This is a genomic window from Adlercreutzia mucosicola DSM 19490, assembly GCF_000422625.1.
Taxonomy (GTDB): domain Bacteria; phylum Actinomycetota; class Coriobacteriia; order Coriobacteriales; family Eggerthellaceae; genus Adlercreutzia; species Adlercreutzia mucosicola.
The window spans coordinates 1-20,213 of sequence record NZ_AUGK01000004.1; the positions used below are offsets into that span (position 1 = coordinate 1).

Consider the following 20,213-nt stretch of genomic DNA (forward strand, 5'->3'; position numbering starts at 1 on the left):
CCAGCTCGAAGGCATTGGAGGGCGCCTGGGCGAGAGGCGCCGCCGCGCCGGGCGCAGGGGCGGGCGTCAGGGGGAGGTCCGCCGCCAGGACGGCTCGGGCCACGGGATCGGGCGCGCCGGCGGGAGAGCCGGCCGGGGCGGCGTTGGGGCCCGGCCGGGAGACCGTCCCTGCGGGATCGGCCGTGGGATTGGCTTGGGGGTCGGAGCCGATTGCGGAACCGGAATCGGTAGCGCCGTCGGGGGCGCTGGGAGATTGAGAGGGGGGAGAGGCGGCCGGATCGCCCTCGGCCGGGGTGGTCTCGCCGGGGTCGATAGCGTCGGCTACCGGCTCAGAAAACTCGATGGGGGGGGGGTCTCTGTGATTTGGGCCTCCGGGGTGGCGAAGGCCGCCGCGGGAGCCATCCCGCAGGCGAGCGCGGCCGCCAGGCCGAGGCGCAGAAGCGACCCCTGTCGCCTCTCTCTCATGGTGGTTCTCCTTCTCTCGAGCGCCTTTCCGGCGCGAAAACAGCCCGAATATACTCCTAACGTCTCTCTCGCGCAAGACGCAACGGGATTGGCGGCCTTGTTTCGGATCGAGGGAGGCTCCCCGCTGGGTGATACGTGATAACGAATTTCGAAAAACGAGCGCCTGCGGCCATTACCGCGGGCGGCCTGAAGGCCGCCCCTACGGGCGGGCTGCAAGCGGTGGCCGGCTGGTGGGTCTGCCGGAGATGTTCCGTAGGGGAGGGCTTCAGCCCTCCCGCAACTAGCATCGTGCCCCTACGGGTGCCGTAAGCGGGGGTTCAGATCATGTCGGCGAGGGTCTTGCTTTCCAGGTAGGTGTTCACGGCGTTTTGGAGGCCGCCCCACACAAGCCGGCTCGGGCAGGCGTCGGCGCGCTCGCAGGCGAGTAGGTCGCTGGTGCAGGTCATCAGGTCGAGGCCGTCTTCCGAGGCGGCGATGACATCGGCCAGGGTGATCTGCGCGGGCGGTCGCGACAGCTGGTAGCCGCCCTGGTAGCCGCGGGTGACGGTGAGCAGGCCGGCCGCGGCCAAGGGCGCCACCACCTGTTCCAGATACTTCTTGGAAAGCCCCTGGCGCTCGGCCACATCCTTCAGCGGCGTGCAGCCCTCTTCGTAGCGCGAGGCCAGATCGAGCATGGCGCGCATGCCGTAGCGAGTTTTCGTTGATATCTTCACAGGGCCACCATTCTCTCCTTGACATTCTCATTTTCCAGTTTATATTAAAACCTAGCAAACTACTAGACTTAGATGGGACGGCTGCGGGGCCCTCGGAGGAGCGAGCGGCACCGAGGGCCCCATCGCAAAGAAAACGAGGAACCGTGAGCCCCATGAAGCAGATCTACCTTGACCACGCCTCAACCACGCCGGTGCGCCCCGAGGTGGTGGAGGCCATGCTGCCGTACTTCACCGAGCAGTTCGGCAACCCCTCTTCCATCTACCCGCTCGGCCAGGAGGCCGCCGACGCCGTGGCCGCCGCTCGCGAGACCTTGGCCGCCCTCATCGGCGCCGCGCCTCGCGAGGTGTACTTCACGAGCGGCGGCACCGAGGCCGACAACTGGGCCATCAAAGGCTTCGCCCGCGCGAACGCCGGCAAGGGCAAGCATCTCATCACGAGTGCCATCGAGCACCACGCGGTGCTGCACACCTGCGAGGCCCTGGAAAAGGAGGGCTTCGAGGTGACCTATCTGCCCGTGGACGAGCACGGCCTCGTGCGCCCCGAGGACTTCGCCGCGGCCATCCGCCCCGACACCATTTTGGCCTCCATCATGTTCGCCAACAACGAGATCGGCACCATCGAGCCCATTGCCGCGTTGGCCGCCATCGCCCACGAGCACGGCGTGGTCTTCCACACCGATGCGGTGCAGGCCTTCGGCCACGAGCCCATCGACGTGAAGGAGATGGGCATCGATATGCTGTCCGCCTCGTCTCACAAGATCTACGGGCCCAAGGGCGTAGGCCTGCTCTACATCCGCAAGGGCGTAAAGGTGGAAAACTTCATCGACGGCGGCCAGCAGGAGCGCGGGCGGCGCGGAAGCACCGAGAACGTGCCCGGCATCGTGGGCTTCGCGAGGGCGGCCGAGCTGGCTGCGGCTGACATGACGGCCGAGCACGACCGGCTGCTGGCCCTGCGCGATCACGCCATCCGCCGCATTCTGGACGAGATTCCCTCGGCGAAGTTGAACGGCAGTTGGGAGAGCCGCCTGGCCAACAACGTGAACTTCTCCTTCGAGTTCATCGAGGGCGAGGGCATGCTGTTGCAGCTGGCGGCCCGCGGCATCTGCGTGTCGTCGGGGAGCGCCTGCACCTCCGGCTCGCTGGATCCGAGCCACGTGCTTCTGGCCATCGGCCTGCCCCACGAGATCGCCCACGGCAGCCTGCGCATGACCATCGGCCGCGACACCACGCGGGAGGATGTGGATTTCGCCATCGATTCCCTGAAGACCACCCTGGCGAACCTGCGCATGATGAGCCCCCTGTACGAGGACTTCCAGCACGGCAAGGTGGCCTCGGTCATCGAGCGCCTCAAGGCCGACGGCTTCCCCTACGCGAACTAGCCCGGACGGCGCGAACCCCCCCTTTTTTTCAACGACGACCCTTTGAACGAAATGAGGAACAACCATGGCAATGAACTACTCCGATAAGGTGATGGAGCACTTCACCAACCCCCAGAACGTGGGCGAGATCGAGAACGCGAGCGGCTGCGGCACCGTGGGCAACGCCGTGTGCGGCGACATCATGCGCGTGTACCTGGACATCGACGAGAACAACGTCATCCAGGACGCGAAGTTCAAGACCTTCGGCTGCGGGGCCGCCATCGCCACCAGCTCCATGGCCACGGTGCTCGTGAAGGGCAAGACCGTGCAAGAGGCTCTGGAGGTGACCAACAAGGCCGTGATGGATGCCTTGGACGGCCTGCCGCCGGTGAAGGTGCACTGCTCGCTTCTGGCCGAGGAGGCCATCCACGCGGCGCTGTGGGACTACGCCGAGAAGAACAACCTCGTCATCGAGGGCCTGGAGAAGCCGGTGACCGATATCGGCGAGCACGACCACCATCACGACCTGGTAGAAGACGAGGACTAGCATCGACGATGGCGCCGAAGCCTGACGCCGCGGGCCTTGGGGGCCTGGTGGCGCGAACGGCAAGGCAGACGCCGAGCTCGCGGAAGACGCCGCAGCGAAGGTGTCCGTTGGTGCCGGGGTGGCGTGCCCTCCCCCTTGCGGCCCTCGGGCCGATGCTCGCCACCCCTGTGGCTCTTCCAAGCGGCCGTCCCCTCGGGGGCGGTCGCTGTGTTCTCAGGCGGCCACGACGATGGTGTTGGTGGCGCCGTCGCCGGTGCAGGTTTGCAGAACGAGGGATTCCCCATAGCCGGTCACGCGCCCGGCGATGGTTTTCCAGGTGGCCGTGGTCTCGATGGTGAATACGTCGCGCACGATGTAGGTGCGCGTCGCGCCCGCTGCGTCGCACAATGTGATGGTGCTGCCGCAGCCGAGGGTTTTCACGGGGGCGAAGGGTCCGGGGTTGTGGCCGACGAAGTAGCCCCAGCTGCCGTCGGCGGTGTCGTCGGAGCCGAGCCAGAGCCCGGCGCCCGCATCGGGAGTGGTGCCCCCGCGCACGTCGCGGTAGGGAATGGCGGCCCCGCCGATGTACAGCGTGCGCGGGCTGGATGCAGGCGGCGCGGGGTCGGGCGCCGGCGCCGGTGCAGGGTCGGGCGCTGGCGCTGGCGTGCCTTCGGCGGCCGCCTCCGGCGCGCTGTCGACCGGCTGCTCCTGCTCTGTCACGGTCTCGCAAGGCGCGGTGGGGCCGTGGTCAGCAGCGGCATCGGCGGGGGAGGGCTTGCCGCCTGAGGTGTCGCTGGCAGCCCGGTGCGCGGCTTCTGCGGCTGGTAGCGCGGGTTCTGGGGCCTGGTGGGTATCGGGGGCATCGGGGGCGGTGGCCCGCTTAGCGTTGCGGATTGGCGGGTGGCCGCCCGCATCCTGATGCGAGAGCGCGGGACCGAGAGCCGGAGGCGCGATGAGACCGGCGCCTCGCCCGGCCTCTTCTCGATCGTCGGAAGGGGAGGCGGCTGCGGCTGGGGCGCATGGTTCTCCAGGGGATTGGTGGCTGGCCTCGGCGGCGGTGGCGCCGAGGGCGAGGGCGCTGCCCAGAACGACGGCGAGGATGACAATGCGGGGTGCTCTCATGACTTCTCCTCTCAGCAGTGCGGGCGAAGAGCGCACAAAGGAAAGGGTCGTGTGACCTTCGCTTTTGCACTATATCGAATATTTGTTCGCATCATACTGCCCCGTCGTGAAAAAGTAAACAATGATTCGCACATAATTCGTATTTATTTCTCTGCAAACTCGTGGTATAACCGTTCAATATTCGCATGAGATTCGTATAAATTTCCTAAATTGAGAGCCCGGCGCTTCAAAATTTCCCTTGGAGCCTGCGCAAAGTCAGTGTGGTTTCAACTTGTAACCGCGACGGGGACCTTCATCCCGTATCATGGAAGCGATGGAGACGAGCGGCCCGAGGGGGTGCGTATGGAGGACGAAGGCAGGAAGTACTGGCTGTCGGTGGCGGCCTTCGTCGTCGTGTTCGTGGCCGTGATCATTACGTTCTCCATGTTCATGCAGCAAACTTCCAACCGCATCGTGTCCCAGTCGAGCCAGTACGTGTCCGATGCCACCGACCAAACGGCTAAGCTGGTGTCCACCTTCATGGGCAATACCCAGCGCGACATCGAGACCATCGCCGCTTTGGCATCTTCCTCGTCGGATGCGGCTGCGGCGGCTACGAGCGAGGAATGGCTGCTCAGCGTGAGCGAGATCGCCCCCTTCGACACCATCGACTTCGTCGACGCCGACGGTATGCAGCATTCTCCCGGCCGTGACCCGGTGGATGTGAGCGATCGCGCCTATTACCAGAATGCCATGGCCGGCCAGTCGGGCATCGAGTGCGTGCTCAACACCCGGCTCACCCACGAGAATCTCGTGTACTTCTACGCGCCGGTGCGCGATGGCGCCGACGGGCCCATTACCGGTCTGCTGCTGGCCCACTACAACGAGGAGCGCCTCACGGAGCTTCTGCAGAACAGCTTCTTCGGCTATGAATCCCATGTGCTGCTCTGTCTGTACGACGGCGAGGTGATCGCCGCTTCCGACGGTCGGTTCACGGGCAAGAATCTGCTCGAGGAGGCCGCCCTTCAGGGCGGAGGCTCCGGTGGCCGCCAGCTGGAGCGGGCCTTCGAAACTCGCGAGGGCCTCACCTTCACCTACGACACCGCCGCCGGCGTGGGCTCGGCCTGTCTGAAGAGCGTGCCTGGCCTGGACTGGATGGTGCTGGAGACCTTCCCCGCGCCGGCCACCGAGCAGATGATCAACGCCGCCAACGAGGGTGGTTGGAGCGCGCTGTTCATTATCGTGCTCGTCTTCATGGTGGTCATTGTGGGCATCATCGTCTTCAACAACCGCCGCCACCGCCGCCTGGCGCTGTCCATGAAGGACCGCATCGACGTGCAGACCGGTGTGGGCAAGCTGACCGAGCGGCTCGTGCTCATCGACTTCAATCAGGACCGCTTCCGCTACATGAGCGGCCCGGTGACGCCGGGCGACCCCTACAACCTGGAGGGCAGCTACGACGAGATGGTGACGCGCCTGACGCGGCTCGTGGTGGGCGAGGACGCCAAGCGCGAGGTGGCCGAGCAGTTCAGCCGCGAAGCCGTTGCCGCGGCCATGGTCCCCGGCGTGGACAACCTCGGCTTCGAGTACCGCCTCAACCGCTGCGGCGAGCTGAAATGGGAGGACATCAACCTCATCTGCGTGGAGCGCAACGATGACGGCACGCCGGCGCGCGTGGTGTATACCACCCAAGACGTCACGGTGATGAAGACCCGCGAGAAGCAGTTGCAGCAGGCTATGGAGGACTCCTATCGCGCCGCCATCGCCGCCAACAACGCCAAGAGCGACTTCCTCTCGCGCATGAGCCACGATATCCGCACCCCCATGAACGCCATCATCGGTATGACCGAGCTGGCGCGCATGAGCGGGCGCGACTGGGAGCGCGTGGACGACTGCCTGGCGAAGATCACCTTGTCGAGCAACCATCTGCTGGGGCTGATCAACGAGGTGCTCGATCTGTCCATGATCGAGAACGGCCGTTTGGTGCTGAACATGGGCATGGTGGATCTGCGCGCGCTGGTGGACGAGATGGAGACTATGTTCGCCCAGTGCTGTGAGGAGTCCGGCCTCCGCTTCGCGGTGGACGTGCGGCACCTGATCCATCCCATCGTGCAGTCCGATGCCCTGCGCCTTCAGCAGATTTTCACGAACATGCTGGGCAACGCCGTGAAGTTCACGTCGACCGGTGGCTCCATCACGCTGCGCCTCATCGAGCATCCGGTGCGCATCGAGGGCTGCAGCGACTACGAGTTCATCTTCTCCGACACCGGCTGCGGTATGGATCCGGCCTTCGTCGAGCACGTCTTCGAGCCATTCACCCGCGAGCACGATTCGCGCACCGAGCACGTGGAGGGCACCGGCTTGGGCCTGTCCATCGTGCAGAGCGTCGTATCGCTCATGAGCGGCACTATCGATGTGGAAAGCGAGCCGGGGCGCGGCACTACCTTCACCGTGCATTTGAATCTGCGCCACGGAACCTCGGCGCGGAAGGGGAACGTGACCCATGTGGAGCGCGCGGATGCGCAGGACGCCGCCAAGGCGGGCGCGCCGTCGGTGGCGGCGGGGCCCGCAGACGGTGCGGTCGCTGCGGAGGCTTCCGCTGGCGGGGGCGTTTCTGCCGGTGCCCCCGGTGCCCCTGGCGCCCCCGGTGCCGCCGACGTTGCGGCTGCCGAGGTGCCGGCTTCCGAAGGTGTTCCCGCCCCCGCCGCCGACCCGCTGCCCGGTGCCTGCGCTCTGCTGGTGGAAGACAACGAGCTGAACAGCGAGATCGCCGCCGCTTTGCTGGAATCCCTCGGCATGACCGTAGAATGCGCCTTCGACGGCCAGGAGGCCCTGGCTATGTTGGAGGCCGCCGAGCCCGGCCACTTCGCCGTGGTGCTCATGGACATCCAGATGCCGGTGATGAACGGCCTGGAGGCCACGCGCTGCATCCGCGCGAGCGAGCGCGCCGACCTGCGCGATCTGCCTGTGGTGGTGCTGTCGGCCAACGCCTTTGCCGAGGACGTGCTGGAATCGAAGCGCGCCGGGGCCGACGACCACCTTTCCAAGCCCATCAGCATTAAGGATCTGGCCGCCACCCTGCGCGGAATCCTCGGGTAGCGCGCCCCTTCCCAGTGTTAAGATAGCCAGCACGTATATTCGAGGGAAGCGGCGGCGTCATTGGCCGCCCGTCTTCCGGATAGGAGCACCGATTCCTCATGGCTAAGGGAACCTTCGGCGTCACCACGCCCATCTACTACATCAACGCCGCGCCCCACCTGGGCACCGCCTACACCACGGTGGCGGCCGACACCATCGCGCGCTACCAGCGCATGAACGGCTACGACGTGTCGTTTGTCACCGGCACCGACGAGCACGGCCAGAAGATCGCCGAGACCGCCGAGAAGAACGCCATGACCCCCCAGGCTTGGTGCGATTCTTTGGCCCCGGCCTTCACCGACGCGTGGAAGACGCTGAATATCGACTACACCGACTTCGTCCGCACCACCGAGGACCGCCAGACCCGCGCGGTGCAGAAGTTCTGGAGCGCCCTGCACGATGCCGGCTGGCTGTACAAGAGCGCCTATGAGGGCTGGTACTGCGTCCACGAGGAGACCTACTACGCCGAGAGCGACCTGGAGAAGAACGACGAGGGCGAGTTCGTCTGCCCCGACTGCAAGCGCCCGGTGCGCTACGAGGCCTCCGGCGAGGAGAACTGGTTCTTCAAGCTGTCCGAGTTCCAGGACCGCCTGCTGGCCTTCTACGACGAGCACCCCGACTTCATCCGCCCCGTCACGCGCCGAAACGAGATCGTCTCCTTCGTGAAGGGCGGCCTGAACGACCTGTCCATCTCCCGTTCCAGCTTCGACTGGGGCATTCCCGTGCCGTGGGATGAGGGCCACGTGTTCTACGTGTGGGCCGATGCGCTCCTCGCGTACCTTACCGGCAATGGCTACGGCGACGCTGAGCGCGCCGGCGAGTTCGACCGTCGCTGGCCCATCCAGTACCACTTCGTGGGCAAGGACATCACGCGCTTCCACTGCGTGATCTGGCCGGCCATGCTCATGGCCGCCGGCATGCCCATCACCCACACGGTGTTCGGCCACGGTTTCCTGCTCACCAAGGGCGAGAAGATGTCGAAGTCCAAGGGCAACGGGCTTATGCCCGCCGATCTGGTGAAGGTCTTCGGCGTGGACGCCTACCGCTACTACTTTATGAGCGACGTGCAGTTCGGCCACGACGGCTCCATTTCCATGGAGCGCATGGTGCAGGTGTACAACGCCGATCTGGCCAACACCTGGGGCAACCTGGTTTCTCGCGTGACCAACATGACCACGAAGTACTTCGAGGGCCGCGTGCCCGAGGCGCCGGCCGCCGCGGCCGAGAACCCCCTGCGCGAGATCGCCGATACGCTGTACGCGGACTATGACGCCTGCATGGCCGAGGTGGACTTCACCGGGGCGGCCGCGGCCGTGCAGAAGCTCGCGAGCCGCGTGAACCTCTACGTGGAGGAAAGCGCCCCGTGGGCTTTGGCCAAAGATCCCGCGCGTGCCGACGAGCTGGCCGGTGTGCTGTACAACTGTCTGGAGGCCATCCGCATCATCGCGCTGTACATGGCGCCGTTCATGCCCAACACCTCGGCCGAGGTGTTTTGCCGCCTGGGTCTGGGGGACATCCTGGCCGTTACCGATATCCAGGACGAGACGGCCTGGGGCCTTCTGCCCGCCGGCAACGCCGTGGAAGTGGGGGAGCCGCTGTTCCCGCGCCTGGACGTTGACAACCTTCCCGAACTGTAGCGGTTGCAGCCCTATTCGCCGAAGTCAGCTAGAGGAAACATGATGAGTGAAGAAGAGCCCTTATTCGAGGATGCGACGTTCTATCAGAAGCGGAAGCACGGACAGTGGTGCGCCGTGGAGGCGCCGGTGATGGAGGGGCCCGTGGCCGACACCCACGCGCATCTCCAGATGATGCGCGACCCGGCCCTGTCGCTGGCCCGGGCCGGCGCGCACCACGTGGGCTTTGTGGAGGCCATCGTGGATCCCGCCGACGACGGTTTCGCCACCTTCGGCGCGCTGCCGGGTTGGCTGATGGAAGCGGCCGGCGATTTGCGCCGCATCACGAGCGAGCCGGGCGAGGACGTGCACGGCTGCGTGGTGGCTCTGCCCCGGGTGCGCATCGCTGCGGGCGTGCATCCGCACAACGCGAGCATGTTCACGCCCGAGCTGGAGGCGGCTCTGGTGGCGCGCCTGGCCGACCGCCGCGTCAGCGCCGTGGGCGAGATCGGGCTCGACTACCACTACGACCTGTCGCCGCGCGAGGTGCAGCGCGAGGTGTTCCGCACCCAGCTGCGCCTGGCGAAGGCCGCGGGGCTGCCGGTCTGCCTGCACATGCGCGAGGCCCACGACGACGGGTTCGCCATCTTGTCCGAGGAGGGCTTTCCCGAGGCGGGGACCCTGCTGCACTGCTTCAACCTGGACGCGGCCGAGGTGGCCCGCTGGGTGGAGGCCGGCTGCTACATCGCCTTCGGCGGTCCGCTCACCTTCAAGAAGGCCGACGAGGTGCGCGAGGCGGCGCGCGCGGTGCCGATCGACCGCCTGCTCACGGAAACTGACGCGCCCTACATGACGCCCGAGCCCCTGCGCGGCGCCCTGTGCGGGCCGGCCCACGTGGTCTGGACGGCCGACGTGCTCTGCGACGTGCTAGGCGCTGCCACGGCCGATGAGCGCCGCGCGCTGCTGACCCAGCTGTACGCCAATGCCACGGGGCTGCTCAACCGCGAGCCCACGGCCTGGCAGCTGTCCGCCGCCTCGGAATCAGAAGAGAGGGCCCATGCATAGAGTCATCCTGCACGGCTCGTGTCGTGTCGACGGTCGCAGCGCCGCTCTGGCCGACGAGCTGTTCAACGCCTGCATCGAGGAGTGCCCCGACGACGGCGTGTCCATCGTGTCGGTGGCGAGCACGCCTATCCAGCCCTGCACGGGATGCGACCAGTGCCGCGATGAGGCCGACGAGCCCATCCACGTGTTCCAGGAGGGTGATCCGCTGCTGCCCTGCGAGACCGTGGTGGAATCCGGCGCGCTGTTCCATCCCTGCGTCATCGACGATGACATGAACGAGGTGCGCAAGCACCTGGATGCGGCCGACGAGCTGATCGTGGTGTGCCCGGTGTACTTCGCCGGCGTGCCGGCCCAGATGAAGGCCCTGCTCGACCGCTTGCAGCCCTACTACTACACCGACCTGCGCACGCGTCCGAAGCGCCCTGCGGTCATCCATGTGGTGGGCGCGGGCGGCGACCCCCACGGCTTCGAGCCGCTCATCGGCACCCTGCGCTCGGCCCTGTCGGTCGCGGGCTTCACCGTGGAGCTGGTACTCGACTGGGTGGGGAAGATCCGCGCCAACGGCGAGATCACCGCCGAAGCTGAGGAATATCCCTTGCCCCCCATAGGTGGTTTCGGCGCCCTGGCCCGGGAAGACGCCGACGAGGATGCCGCTGGCGATGGGGCCGATGCCGACGACGGGGATGATGTTGACGCCGCCCGGGACGACGCTTGGGACGACGCTTGGGACGACGCCGACGCCAATCGATCCACATCCCGCGCCAAGCTCTCGGTCAGCCAAGTCCCCTCCCCGCAGAACGCCATCTCGGCCGACGGTAACGGCACTGGTCGCGCCCAGGGTCGCAAGGCCCATTCCCGCAACAACCGCAAGTCGGGAGGCAAGGGCGGCCCCGCCTACGGCAAGAAGAACGCCAAGAAGAAGGGTAACGGCCGTGGCGGCCATCGCTAGCGGATCTGCTCCCGAGGGCCGCGCCGGCGACGACGGGCGCCTCTCGCCCCTTTCCACCCCCAGCGCCACGCGGCTCGTGCTGGAGGCCCACGGCATCGGCACCAAGTACACCCTGGGCCAGAACTTTCTCGTGAACGACGATGTGCTGAAAAAGATCGTCGCCCTGGCCGAGGTGGGCGAGGCCGACCGCATCCTGGAAGTGGGCCCCGGCATCGGCACTCTGACCATCGCGCTTCTCAAACACGCCGCTCGTGTCGTGGCCGTCGAGCGCGATCCCGATCTGCCCGCCGTACTGGCCGACACACTGCATCCCTGGCGCGATCGCTTCGCCCTTATCGAGAAGGACGCCCTCGATCTGGTCGCCGCCGATATGGCCGCGCCCTGGCCGAACAAGCTTGTGTCGAATCTGCCCTACGCTGTGGCTGCCACCGTGGTGCTCGACTACTTCCAGCAGTTCCCCTTCGTGGATTCCGCCACCGTCATGGTGCAGAAGGAGGTGGCCGACCGCATGGCCGCCGAGCGCGGTACGAAGAACTACGGTGCCTACACCGTGAAGCTCGGCCTGTACGCCGAGCCCGCGGGACGCTTCACCGTGGGGCCGGGCAACTTCTTCCCGCCGCCGCGCGTGGATTCCGCGGTCATCCGCCTGAACCGCCGCGTGCCGCTGATGGCCGACGGCAGCCCCGCATCCCCGGCCGTTATTGCCGCCGCGGGCCTTATGGCCGATGCCGCTTTCGCCAACCGCCGCAAGACCTTGGCGAACTCCTGCAAGACGTTCTTCACCGGTCGCGGCACCATCGCGCTGGCCCTGCCGGCCGAGACGTGCCCCGCCGCGGCTGCGCCCCATGCTTCCGGCGCCTCGGCCCCGCTGGCTGTCGACGGCCCCGCTGCGGCGACCCAACTGCCTGCGCTGTTCGAGGCGGCGGCCGTCGATCCGAAGCGTCGCGGCGAAACCCTCAGCCAGCAGGAATTTCTCAGCTTGGGCGCCGCGCTTCTCGCCAGCGACGCCATGGTATACAATGTCAGGCTCAACTAAACGCAGCCGAAGCGCCCGCAGTGCTTCGGGCCACGGGGCCGCCTCCGCATCAGTGCGGCCCCTATAGAGAAGGGCGGTGCCTATGGCCGCGCAAGCAGGGAAGAAGGGACGCGCGAAGCGCCTGGTGATCGCAGGCCTGATCTTGGCGGCCCTCGCGGCGGCCGGCGTGGGCCTCGCCATTGTGTCGACGAGCCAGTCCGCGGCGCCCGATTACGGCGCCGGCATGGCCGTGGAGAACGAGCCCACGCGCCCCCAGCAGCCCAAGCCCGAGGCCGAGAAGCCCGCGACGACCCCCGAGCCCGAGTCCGAGGCCGAGGAGGCGTCCGAAGAGCCCGCACGGCCTCTGGCCACGCCGTCGGCCAACGGCGCGCTTGCGGTGCAGGGCTCGCAGCTGGTGGATGCCGCGGGCAACCCCGTGCAGTTGCGCGGGGTATCCACCCACGGCTTGGCGTGGTTTCCCCAGTACGTGAATCAGCCGCTGTTCACCGAGCTGCGCGAGGACTGGGGCGCCAACGTGGTGCGCCTGGCCCTGTACTCGGCCGAATCGGGCGGCTACGCCACCGACGGGGAGCGCAGCAAGCTGCGCGATCTGGTGATGCGAGGTGTGGAGTACGCCACCGCCGCCGACATGTACGCGGTGGTGGACTGGCACACGCTTTCGGACACTAATCCCTGGACCAATGAATGGGTAGCCTCCGACTTCTTCGCCATTGTCTCGCGCGACCTGGCTGGCTACGACAATGTGATCTACGAGATCTGCAACGAGCCTAACGGCGCTACCACCTGGGCCGACATCAAGTCCTATGCCGAAACCGTCATCCCCATCATTCGCGCCAACGATCCCGATGCCGTTATCATCGTGGGCACGCCCACCTGGTCCCAGGACGTGGAGCCCGCCGCGGCCGATCCCCTGGCCGACCCCAACGTTATGTACGCCATGCACTTCTACGCGGCCACCCACCAAGACGACCTGCGCAACCGCCTGCGTACGGCCGTGGAAGGCGGCCTGCCGGTGTTCGTGTCCGAGTTCGGCATCTGCGAGGCATCCGGCGACGGTGCCATCGACTACGACTCGGCCGATGCCTGGGTGCGCCTTATGGACGAGCTGAACGTCAGCTACATCTGCTGGAACCTTTCCAATAAGAGCGAGAAGTCGGCCCTGTTCAAACCCGATGTGGCGAAGACGAGTGAGTTTTCCCTGGACGATCTGAGCGAAGAGGGCCTGTGGCTCGTGGATACCCTGCGCGGTCCTGGCTTCGACCGCAAGGAAGTGCAGCTGGCCCGCGCCGACAAGAAGCCCAACACCAAGGACTCGGCCATGATGGCCTTCGCCGAGGACACCATCCAGTGGCAGCTGAACGTGACCGATACTTGGGAGCAGGACGGCCGCACCTTCTTCAAGTACGAGATGGTGGGCAACAACTACGGCGCCGGCACCGAGGCCTGGTCGGTCACCATCCCCTTCAGCGCCGATCTGCTGCTGGAAGATAGCTGGAACTGCCAGGCGACCGCCGATGCCAACGAGCTGACCGTGGCCAGCGATGCGAATAACGGCAAGGTGGCCGCCGGCGCCTATGTGCGCAACGTCGGCTTCATCGTCAGCGGCCCCGCCAATCTCGCCGTCGTGGATCTGTAGAGTCGCTGCCCGCTGCTTTCCCATGGAAGTCGCCGAAAGTGGCGCTGGATTTCGAAAAATTGGCGGGGTGCGTATACTTTCCGCAATTCAGTGCCATTTGTTGTACGGGTTGGAACTGTTTTCCCTGGTGGAGGCATTCGAGCGAGAAAAGTATCGGGAATTTCGGACGAGCGCTGCATACTTTTCGCAATCCAGCGCCACTTTCAAAGACATTTTTTTGAAGTGGGGCGAAATGATGGGCACAGGCGCGATGGGTTCTGCGCGGCGAGTCCGGCGCTGCATGGGCATGTCAGGGCGGCGGCTTGACGATGCGGTGGCTTGTTGGTGCGGCGGCTTGACGATGCGGCGGCTCGCGTCGCGATTTGATATCGGGTTCTCCGCTTGCGGGGATGCGCTCCGAGGTGATTGCTTCTTCGGTGCTACCGCAGTGCCAGCGGCTCCGATAAAGTGCGGAAAGGATGCGAGAGGGGCCAAGGCGCAGCCCATGCGTTACGTGTCGTGCTAGCATAATGGGGCCAATTCAACGGGAAGGGGAGGGTCGTGGACCGAAACACTGGCTTGATCGCATCGGCAATGTCGTTTGAGCAGTCAGAAAACGCCGGGGTGGGCGTTGAGCAAGCTCCCTTAGCGATGCCTGCCGCGCCGGCATCTCCGGCAGCGGCCGGCGCGGCGGGGCCGCGGGTGCGGTTGGCGACGGTGGCCGATGCGGCGGGGGTGCTCGCGGTATACGCGCCCTATATCGAGGACACGGTCATCACCTTCGAAACGACGGTGCCTTCGCTGCCGGCGTTCACCGTGCGCATGGAGGATATCATCGGCGACTATCCCTATCTGGTGGTGGAGGAGGCTGGCGTCATTCTCGGCTACGCCTATGCCCATCGCATCGGCGAGCGCGCGGCCTTTGCGTGGAACGCCGAAGTGTCCATCTACTTCGCCCCCGCCTGCACCGGCCGCGGTTGGGGCAGCGTCCTGTTGCGGGCGCTGTTGGATCTGCTGGCGCTGCAGGGGGTGCGCACGGCCTACAGCCTCATCACCGTACCCAACGAGGCCAGCCTGCGCCTCCACGAGAAGCGGGGCTTCACCGCCATGGGCACTCAAACCTGCGCTGGCTTCAAGCACGGTGCCTGGCACGATGTCGCCTGGCTCCACAAACCCCTTGGCTCCTTCGAGGGCACCCCGGCCCCGGTGACCCCCTTTGCCCAGCTGGAGACCGTCGCGGTAGCCGAAATCCTCGCCCAGGCCCAAGCCGCCCTCGGTTAGGGATTTAACCGTCGCCCTGTTGCCCGGGCTCCGCGGGCGATCGCTCGCCTGCTTTCGGGGTGGTGTGGAACAGACGGGCATGCATCCAGCGGTGATCGAGGCGATTCGTTTGAGCGCTCAGCGGTGCGGGTTGCGCGCCGTTACGTTGTTCGGCTCGCGAGCTCGCGGGGAACAACGGCCGAAAAGCGATATCGACCTGGCCTTGTCGGGCGGCGATCAGGTGCGTTTCGCGCTTGATGTGGAAGAAAATGTCCCCACCTTGCCTTCATTCGACTTCGTGGATCTCGACGGCTCCGTTCAGCAGGAATTGCGCGAGACCGTTGCGCGGGAAGGGCGGCTCAGCTACGAAGAAGTACGATAATTTCGCCAGCCATCTTGTCGTGCTCGCCCGGGCCGGCGAATCGGTGTCCGTGGCTGAGGCCCGTTCCGCTCCGTTCAGGACCGCCCCCGCCCTGCGGGGCTTTTCTGCGGGATTCGGGGGCCGTGGGGTGACCGAGCTGAGGTTCTCGTGTATCGTGGAAGAGATATCTATCGGCGGGGAATGCGAGGCGTTATGTCGTTCGTGGAGTTTCGCGATGTAAGCAAGGTGTACCAGATGGGCGAGGTGGAAGTGGCCGCAGTGCGCGACATGAGCTTCCAGATCGAACAGGGCGAGTTCGTGGTGATCGTGGGGCCGTCGGGCGCCGGCAAGACCACGCTTCTGAATATGCTCGGCGGCATGGATAGCTGCACGTCGGGCACTATTCTGCTCGACGGTGCCGAGGTCAGCTCGTTTTCCCGCAAGCAGCTGACGAAGTACCGCCGCTATGACATCGGCTTTGTCTTCCAGTTCTACAATCTGGTGTCGAATCTGTCGGCCCGCGAGAACGTGGAACTGGCCTCGCAGATCTGCAAGAACCCCCTGCCCGCCGACGAGGTGCTAGCCGCCGTGGGCCTCGAGGCGCGCGTGCGCAATTTCCCCGGGCAGTTATCGGGCGGCGAGCAGCAGCGCGTGGCCATCGCCCGCGCCTTGGCGAAGAATCCCAAGCTGCTGTTGTGCGACGAGCCCACGGGTGCTCTGGACTACGAGACGGGCAAGGCCATTCTGAAGCTTTTGCAGGACACCTGTCGCGAGACGGGCCGCACTGTGGTGGTGGTCACGCACAATTCCGCGTTCTGCGCCATCGCCGACCGCGTCATCCACGTGCGCGAGGGGTCGGTGGCCGCTGTGGAGATCAACGAGGCGCCCCTGTCCGCCGAGGTGCTGGAATGGTAGGGGTTCGCGCCATTCGCGCCGGCGGCGTTTGCGCCGTCCGCGCCAGCGGTGCTGCCCGTGGGACCGAAAGCTTCGTTCGCGCTCGCCTTACGCCGAGGGCGGTGCGCCGATGAAGGCCTTCAACAAGGATATTGCGCGGTCGATCCGTCACTCGCTCGGTCGCTTTATCGCCATTGCCGCCATCGTGGCCCTGGGCACGGGTTTCTACGCGGGCCTGCGCATGACGGCTCCCGACATGAAGATGGCCGCCGACGCCTACTACGACGGCACCTCGCTCATGGACATCCGCGTGGTGTCCACCCTGGGCCTTACCGACGAGGACATCGAGGCGTTGCGCCAGGTGGATGGCGTGGCCCACGTGATGGCCGCCTACTCGGCCGATGTGCTGGCCAGCTTGAACGGCGACCAGTACGTGATGCGCGTCCATTCCCTGCCCGCTACCGCGGCTGCAAGCCAGAAGGGCGACGGGGCGGCCATCGTCTCCGACGACGGCGACTACCTCAACCGGCTCGATCTGGTGGAGGGCCGCTGGCCCGAGGCGCCGGGGGAGTGCGTCGTGTTCAACGACAAGGTGATGAGCGGGCCGGCTGCCCTGGGCGACACCATCACCGTGGATACGACGGTGGGCGACGTGGACGACACGCTGTCACGCACCGAGTTCACCATTGTGGGGCGCGTGCATTCGCCGCTCTACGTCAGCTCCACCGCCATGGGCACCACTACCATCGGGTCGGGCACCATCCAGCAGTTCATGTACGTGCTGCCCGAGGACTTCAGTCCCGATTTGCCCTACGTGGAGGCCTACCTCACCGTGGACGGAGCCGCCGAGCTGCCGGCCGACAGCGCGGCCTACGAGCAGCGCGTCGGGGAAGTGGTGGACGCCATCGAGGCCATCGCTCCCGAGCGCGAGGAGGCGCGCGTGGTCGGCCTGCAGGCCGAGGCCCAGGTCGAGCTGGACAAGGCCCGCATAGAATACGAGAACGAAGAGCTGAGGGCCCAGACCGAGCTGGGCGACGCCCGCGCTCAGCTGGACGAGGCGAAGGCCGAGCTTGACGAGGGGCAGCGCAAGCTGGATGCCGCTGCGGCCACGTTGGGCCAGAGCGAGCGCAAGATCAAAGACGGCGAGAAAGAGTACATCCAGGGCGGCGAGGAGCTGAAGAACCGTCGCGCCGAGACCGAGACCCAGTTCGCCGAGGCCCAGGTCGCCATCGACGCCAACGAGGCCAACCTGGCCGAGGCTCAGGCGGCCCTGCCCGGTTTGCAGGAATCCCTGGCCCAGGTGACGGCGGCGCTCGCGAATCCCGGCCTGCCCGCCGACCAGCGCGCGCAACTCGAAGCCCAGAAGACCGAGCTGGAAGCGGCCATTGCCGATATCGAGCAGGCCGCGGTGGCTCTGGACGAGGCCAAGCAGAGCATGGCCACCGAGCGCGCCCGCGCCGATGAGTACCTCGCCGTCGCCCAGCGCCAGCTGGACACGGCCAAGCTGGACATCGAAGAGGGTAAGAAGCGCCTGGAAGAGGGCCGTGCTGAGTACGAGCAGGCCAAGGCCGACCTGGAAGCGGGCCGTGCCGAGTACGAGCAGGGCGTGGCCGACTACGACGTGGCGGCTACCGAGGCCAACGAACAGCTGGACGCCGCCGAGCGCGAGCTGGCCGAGGCCCAGGAGAAGATCAACGACATCGAGCCGCCCGACTGGCTCGTCATGGACCGCGCCAAGAACTTCGGGCTGGTCAGCTTCGAGAACGACACCGAGCGCATCGATGCCATCGCATCGTTTTTCCCCTTCATCTTCTTCTTGGTGGCCGCCCTCGTGGCCCTGACCACCATGACGCGCATGGTAGAGGAAGAGCGCATGCTCATCGGCACCTTCAAGGCTCTGGGCTACTCGCGCGGGCGCATCACGTCGAAGTACCTGCTGTACGCCGCCCTGGCCGCGGGTGTGGGCAGCGTGGTGGGCATCGCCGTGCTGTCGCAGGTGCTGCCCTGGGTGATCATGGAGGCTTACTCCATTGTGTACTACGTGCCCCGCGGCGCCATGCCCGTAGACGCCGGCATCGCGGCCGCCGCGGCCGGCTTCGGCGTGGGCATCACGCTTCTGGCCACCTGGGCCGCCGCCGCGGCCACCCTGCGGGAGAGCCCTGCGGCGCTGATGCGGCCGCCGGCGCCGAAGGCCGGCAAGCGCATCCTCTTGGAGCGCATCGGGCCGGTGTGGCGGCGCCTGTCGTTCTCGTGGAAGGTCACCTTCCGCAACATCTTCCGCTACAAGCGCCGCCTGTTCATGACCTGCGTGGGCATCGCCGGCTGCACGGCCCTGCTGCTGACGGGCCTGGGGCTGCAGAACTCCATCAACGACATCATCGACGTGCAGTACGGCGAGCTGGTGGACTACAACGTGGTCATCTCCGAGAAGGACGGCGCCACCGAGTCGGAGCGGGCCGAGGCCGCCGCGCTCATGGATGACAAGGCCGTGCTGCCCGTGAGCGTGCGGGCCACCGAGGAATCGATGATCGCCCAGGGCGCCGACGGCACCGAGGCCATGACCACCATCGTGGCCCCCGACGATTCGCTGGCCTTCGAGGGCCTGTGGACCTTCCGCACGCGCACTGGCCACGAAACGGTACCGCTGACCAACGACGGTGCCGTGATCACCGAGAAGCTGGCATCGAAGTTGGGCCTTGCGGTGGGGGGCACGCTCACCTTTGCCGAGCAGGACGATTTGGGCAATGCCACGGCGAAGACCTTCGAGGTGCCCGTGGCGGGCATCATCGAGAACTACATCGGCGACTACGCCTTCATGACCCCGGCCACCTTCGAGCGCGTCTTCGGGAAGGAGCCGACGAACCTGACGGTGTACGCCCAGGCCACAAGCGATGAGGGGCAGCGCCAGGCTTTAAGCGATGCCCTGCGGGCCACGGGCGCGGTGGACACGGTGGCCTACAACGACGAGATCATCGCCTCCTACAAGCAGATGCTGCGGTCGGTGAACATGGTCGTGGTGGTGCTCGTGGTGGCCGCGGCGGCGCTTGCGTTCATCGTGCTGTACAACCTCACGAACATCAACATTACCGAGCGAGCGCGCGAGATCGCCACGCTGAAGGTGCTGGGATTCACGCCCCACGAGGTGAATGCCTACATCTTCCGCGAGATCGTGCTGCTGACGATACTGGGAGCCGTGGTGGGCCTGGGGCTCGGCGTGGTGCTGGAGAGTTTCGTGGTGGTCACGGCCGAGGTGGACCAGGTGATGTTCGGCCGCACGATTCACTGGCCCAGCTACGGAATCGCCTTCGCCCTGACCATGGTGTTCACCGCTATCGTCATGCTGGTCATGCGTCCCAAGCTGGCCAAGATCGATATGGTGGAGAGTTTGAAGTCCAACGAGTAGAGGGACGGGCGCCCCACAATTGAGGGGGCGACCCTGTAGGGGCGGGCTTTAGCCCGCCCGCGACCGAGGTGGCCCCCTTACTTCGTGATCTTGCCCTGCTCGACCCACCGACGGATGCGGTAGGTCACGCCCAGCTCGTCGCAGATGGCCCGGCAGGCGGCCTCTTCTTCGGGGGTGAGGGTGGTTTCCACGGTGGTCATGGTCACGTCGGGCACATAGCGGCGGACCTCACGGGCGAAATCCAGCATGGCGGGGAAGGCCTCCGCGCCGAATCGGCTGCGCGTGAGCTCGGCGTAGCGGACGGGATTCGGCGTGTTCAGCGAGATGGACACTGCGTCCACCAGCCCCGCGAACTCCGGCGCGATGTCACGCCCGTTAATGAGCGAGCCCTGGCCGTTGGTGTTCACGCGCACGGGCAGCCCGTAGGTCTCCTTCACATAGGCGGCCACCTGCTTCAGCGCCTCCCAGGCCTCGGTGGGCTCGCCGAAGCCGCAGAAGACCACTTCGTCGTAGCGGCTCATATCGAACTTCGCGAACTCGTCGCGCACTTCCTCGAACGTGGGCTCGCGTTCAAGCCACAGGCTGTCCGATCCGCACACGCCCTCGCCCTGGCTGCGCAGGCAGAATGTGCAGCGGCACGAGCAGCGGTTCGTCAGGTTCACGTACAGGCCGTCATACACCTCGTACAGCATGGTCATGGCGCGTGTCATAGCTGT

General features: G+C 66.2%; 15 protein-coding genes. 12 read left to right on the forward strand and 3 right to left on the reverse strand.

The features are described 5' to 3' along the window. Nucleotides 1-782 precede the first annotated feature (782 nt). Nucleotides 783-1,178 carry an RrF2 family transcriptional regulator gene (locus tag G503_RS0101540; RefSeq protein WP_028026192.1) on the reverse strand — a complete coding sequence of 132 codons (396 nt, stop codon included), beginning with the start codon at nucleotides 1,176-1,178 and terminating at the stop codon, nucleotides 783-785. 152 nt (nucleotides 1,179-1,330) lie between these two features. Here G503_RS0101540 and nifS point away from each other — a divergent pair, with 152 nt between their 5' ends. Next, entirely contained in the window at nucleotides 1,331-2,557 is a 1,227-nt protein-coding gene (gene nifS, locus G503_RS13125) for a cysteine desulfurase NifS (protein WP_051190819.1), read from the forward strand. Nucleotides 2,558-2,621: 64 nt separating this feature from the next. After that, entirely contained in the window at nucleotides 2,622-3,083 is a 462-nt protein-coding gene (gene nifU, locus G503_RS0101550) for a Fe-S cluster assembly scaffold protein NifU (RefSeq protein ID WP_321194131.1), read from the forward strand. Between the two features lie 213 nt (nucleotides 3,084-3,296). Here nifU and G503_RS15410 read toward each other — a convergent pair whose 3' ends face one another. Continuing rightward, a complete protein-coding gene (locus G503_RS15410) occupies nucleotides 3,297-4,184 on the reverse strand; it encodes a sortase domain-containing protein (protein ID WP_028026194.1) in 888 nt (295 codons plus the stop codon). Nucleotides 4,185-4,526: 342 nt separating this feature from the next. Here G503_RS15410 and G503_RS15415 point away from each other — a divergent pair, with 342 nt between their 5' ends. The 10 genes from G503_RS15415 to G503_RS0101610 all read left to right on the forward strand — a co-directional run bounded on the left by G503_RS15415 (nucleotide 4,527) and on the right by G503_RS0101610 (nucleotide 19,497). Beyond that, nucleotides 4,527-7,262, forward strand: a complete 2,736-nt coding sequence (locus tag G503_RS15415; RefSeq protein ID WP_051190820.1) for a hybrid sensor histidine kinase/response regulator — start codon at nucleotides 4,527-4,529, stop codon at nucleotides 7,260-7,262. A gap of 98 nt (nucleotides 7,263-7,360) precedes the next feature. Beyond that, entirely contained in the window at nucleotides 7,361-8,938 is a 1,578-nt protein-coding gene (gene metG, locus G503_RS0101565; protein ID WP_028026195.1) for a methionine--tRNA ligase, read from the forward strand. A gap of 39 nt (nucleotides 8,939-8,977) precedes the next feature. Beyond that, complete coding sequence (locus G503_RS13140) at nucleotides 8,978-9,979, forward strand: TatD family hydrolase (RefSeq protein ID WP_202805147.1); 1,002 nt, start codon at nucleotides 8,978-8,980, stop codon at nucleotides 9,977-9,979. Next, nucleotides 9,972-10,928 carry a flavodoxin family protein gene (locus G503_RS16625; RefSeq protein ID WP_051190821.1) on the forward strand — a complete coding sequence of 319 codons (957 nt, stop codon included), beginning with the start codon at nucleotides 9,972-9,974 and terminating at the stop codon, nucleotides 10,926-10,928. Before G503_RS13140 ends, G503_RS16625 begins: the two co-directional genes overlap by 8 nt. Further along, entirely contained in the window at nucleotides 10,912-11,964 is a 1,053-nt protein-coding gene (rsmA, locus tag G503_RS13150) for a 16S rRNA (adenine(1518)-N(6)/adenine(1519)-N(6))-dimethyltransferase RsmA (RefSeq protein ID WP_235715466.1), read from the forward strand. The genes G503_RS16625 and rsmA overlap by 17 nt, the downstream gene beginning before the upstream one ends. 82 nt (nucleotides 11,965-12,046) lie before the next feature. Further along, nucleotides 12,047-13,600, forward strand: coding sequence for a cellulase family glycosylhydrolase (locus G503_RS15425; protein ID WP_051190822.1), 1,554 nt, complete (start codon nucleotides 12,047-12,049; stop codon nucleotides 13,598-13,600). Between the two features lie 540 nt (nucleotides 13,601-14,140). Beyond that, nucleotides 14,141-14,860 carry a GNAT family N-acetyltransferase gene (locus tag G503_RS0101595; protein WP_156891872.1) on the forward strand — a complete coding sequence of 240 codons (720 nt, stop codon included), beginning with the start codon at nucleotides 14,141-14,143 and terminating at the stop codon, nucleotides 14,858-14,860. A gap of 64 nt (nucleotides 14,861-14,924) precedes the next feature. Next, nucleotides 14,925-15,221, forward strand: coding sequence for a nucleotidyltransferase domain-containing protein (locus G503_RS0101600; protein ID WP_028026198.1), 297 nt, complete (start codon nucleotides 14,925-14,927; stop codon nucleotides 15,219-15,221). A 192-nt stretch (nucleotides 15,222-15,413) separates the two neighbouring features. After that, the gene (locus G503_RS0101605; protein WP_028026199.1) at nucleotides 15,414-16,115 is read left to right on the forward strand and encodes an ABC transporter ATP-binding protein; all 702 of its coding nucleotides are present in this window, start codon (nucleotides 15,414-15,416) and stop codon (nucleotides 16,113-16,115) included. A gap of 109 nt (nucleotides 16,116-16,224) precedes the next feature. After that, nucleotides 16,225-19,497, forward strand: a complete 3,273-nt coding sequence (locus G503_RS0101610; RefSeq protein WP_028026200.1) for an ABC transporter permease — start codon at nucleotides 16,225-16,227, stop codon at nucleotides 19,495-19,497. A gap of 77 nt (nucleotides 19,498-19,574) precedes the next feature. On the opposite strand, the gene G503_RS0101615 is transcribed toward G503_RS0101610, so the two are convergent. Next, complete coding sequence (locus G503_RS0101615; protein WP_202805148.1) at nucleotides 19,575-20,207, reverse strand: TatD family nuclease-associated radical SAM protein; 633 nt, start codon at nucleotides 20,205-20,207, stop codon at nucleotides 19,575-19,577. Between the last annotated feature and the right edge of the window lie 6 nt (nucleotides 20,208-20,213).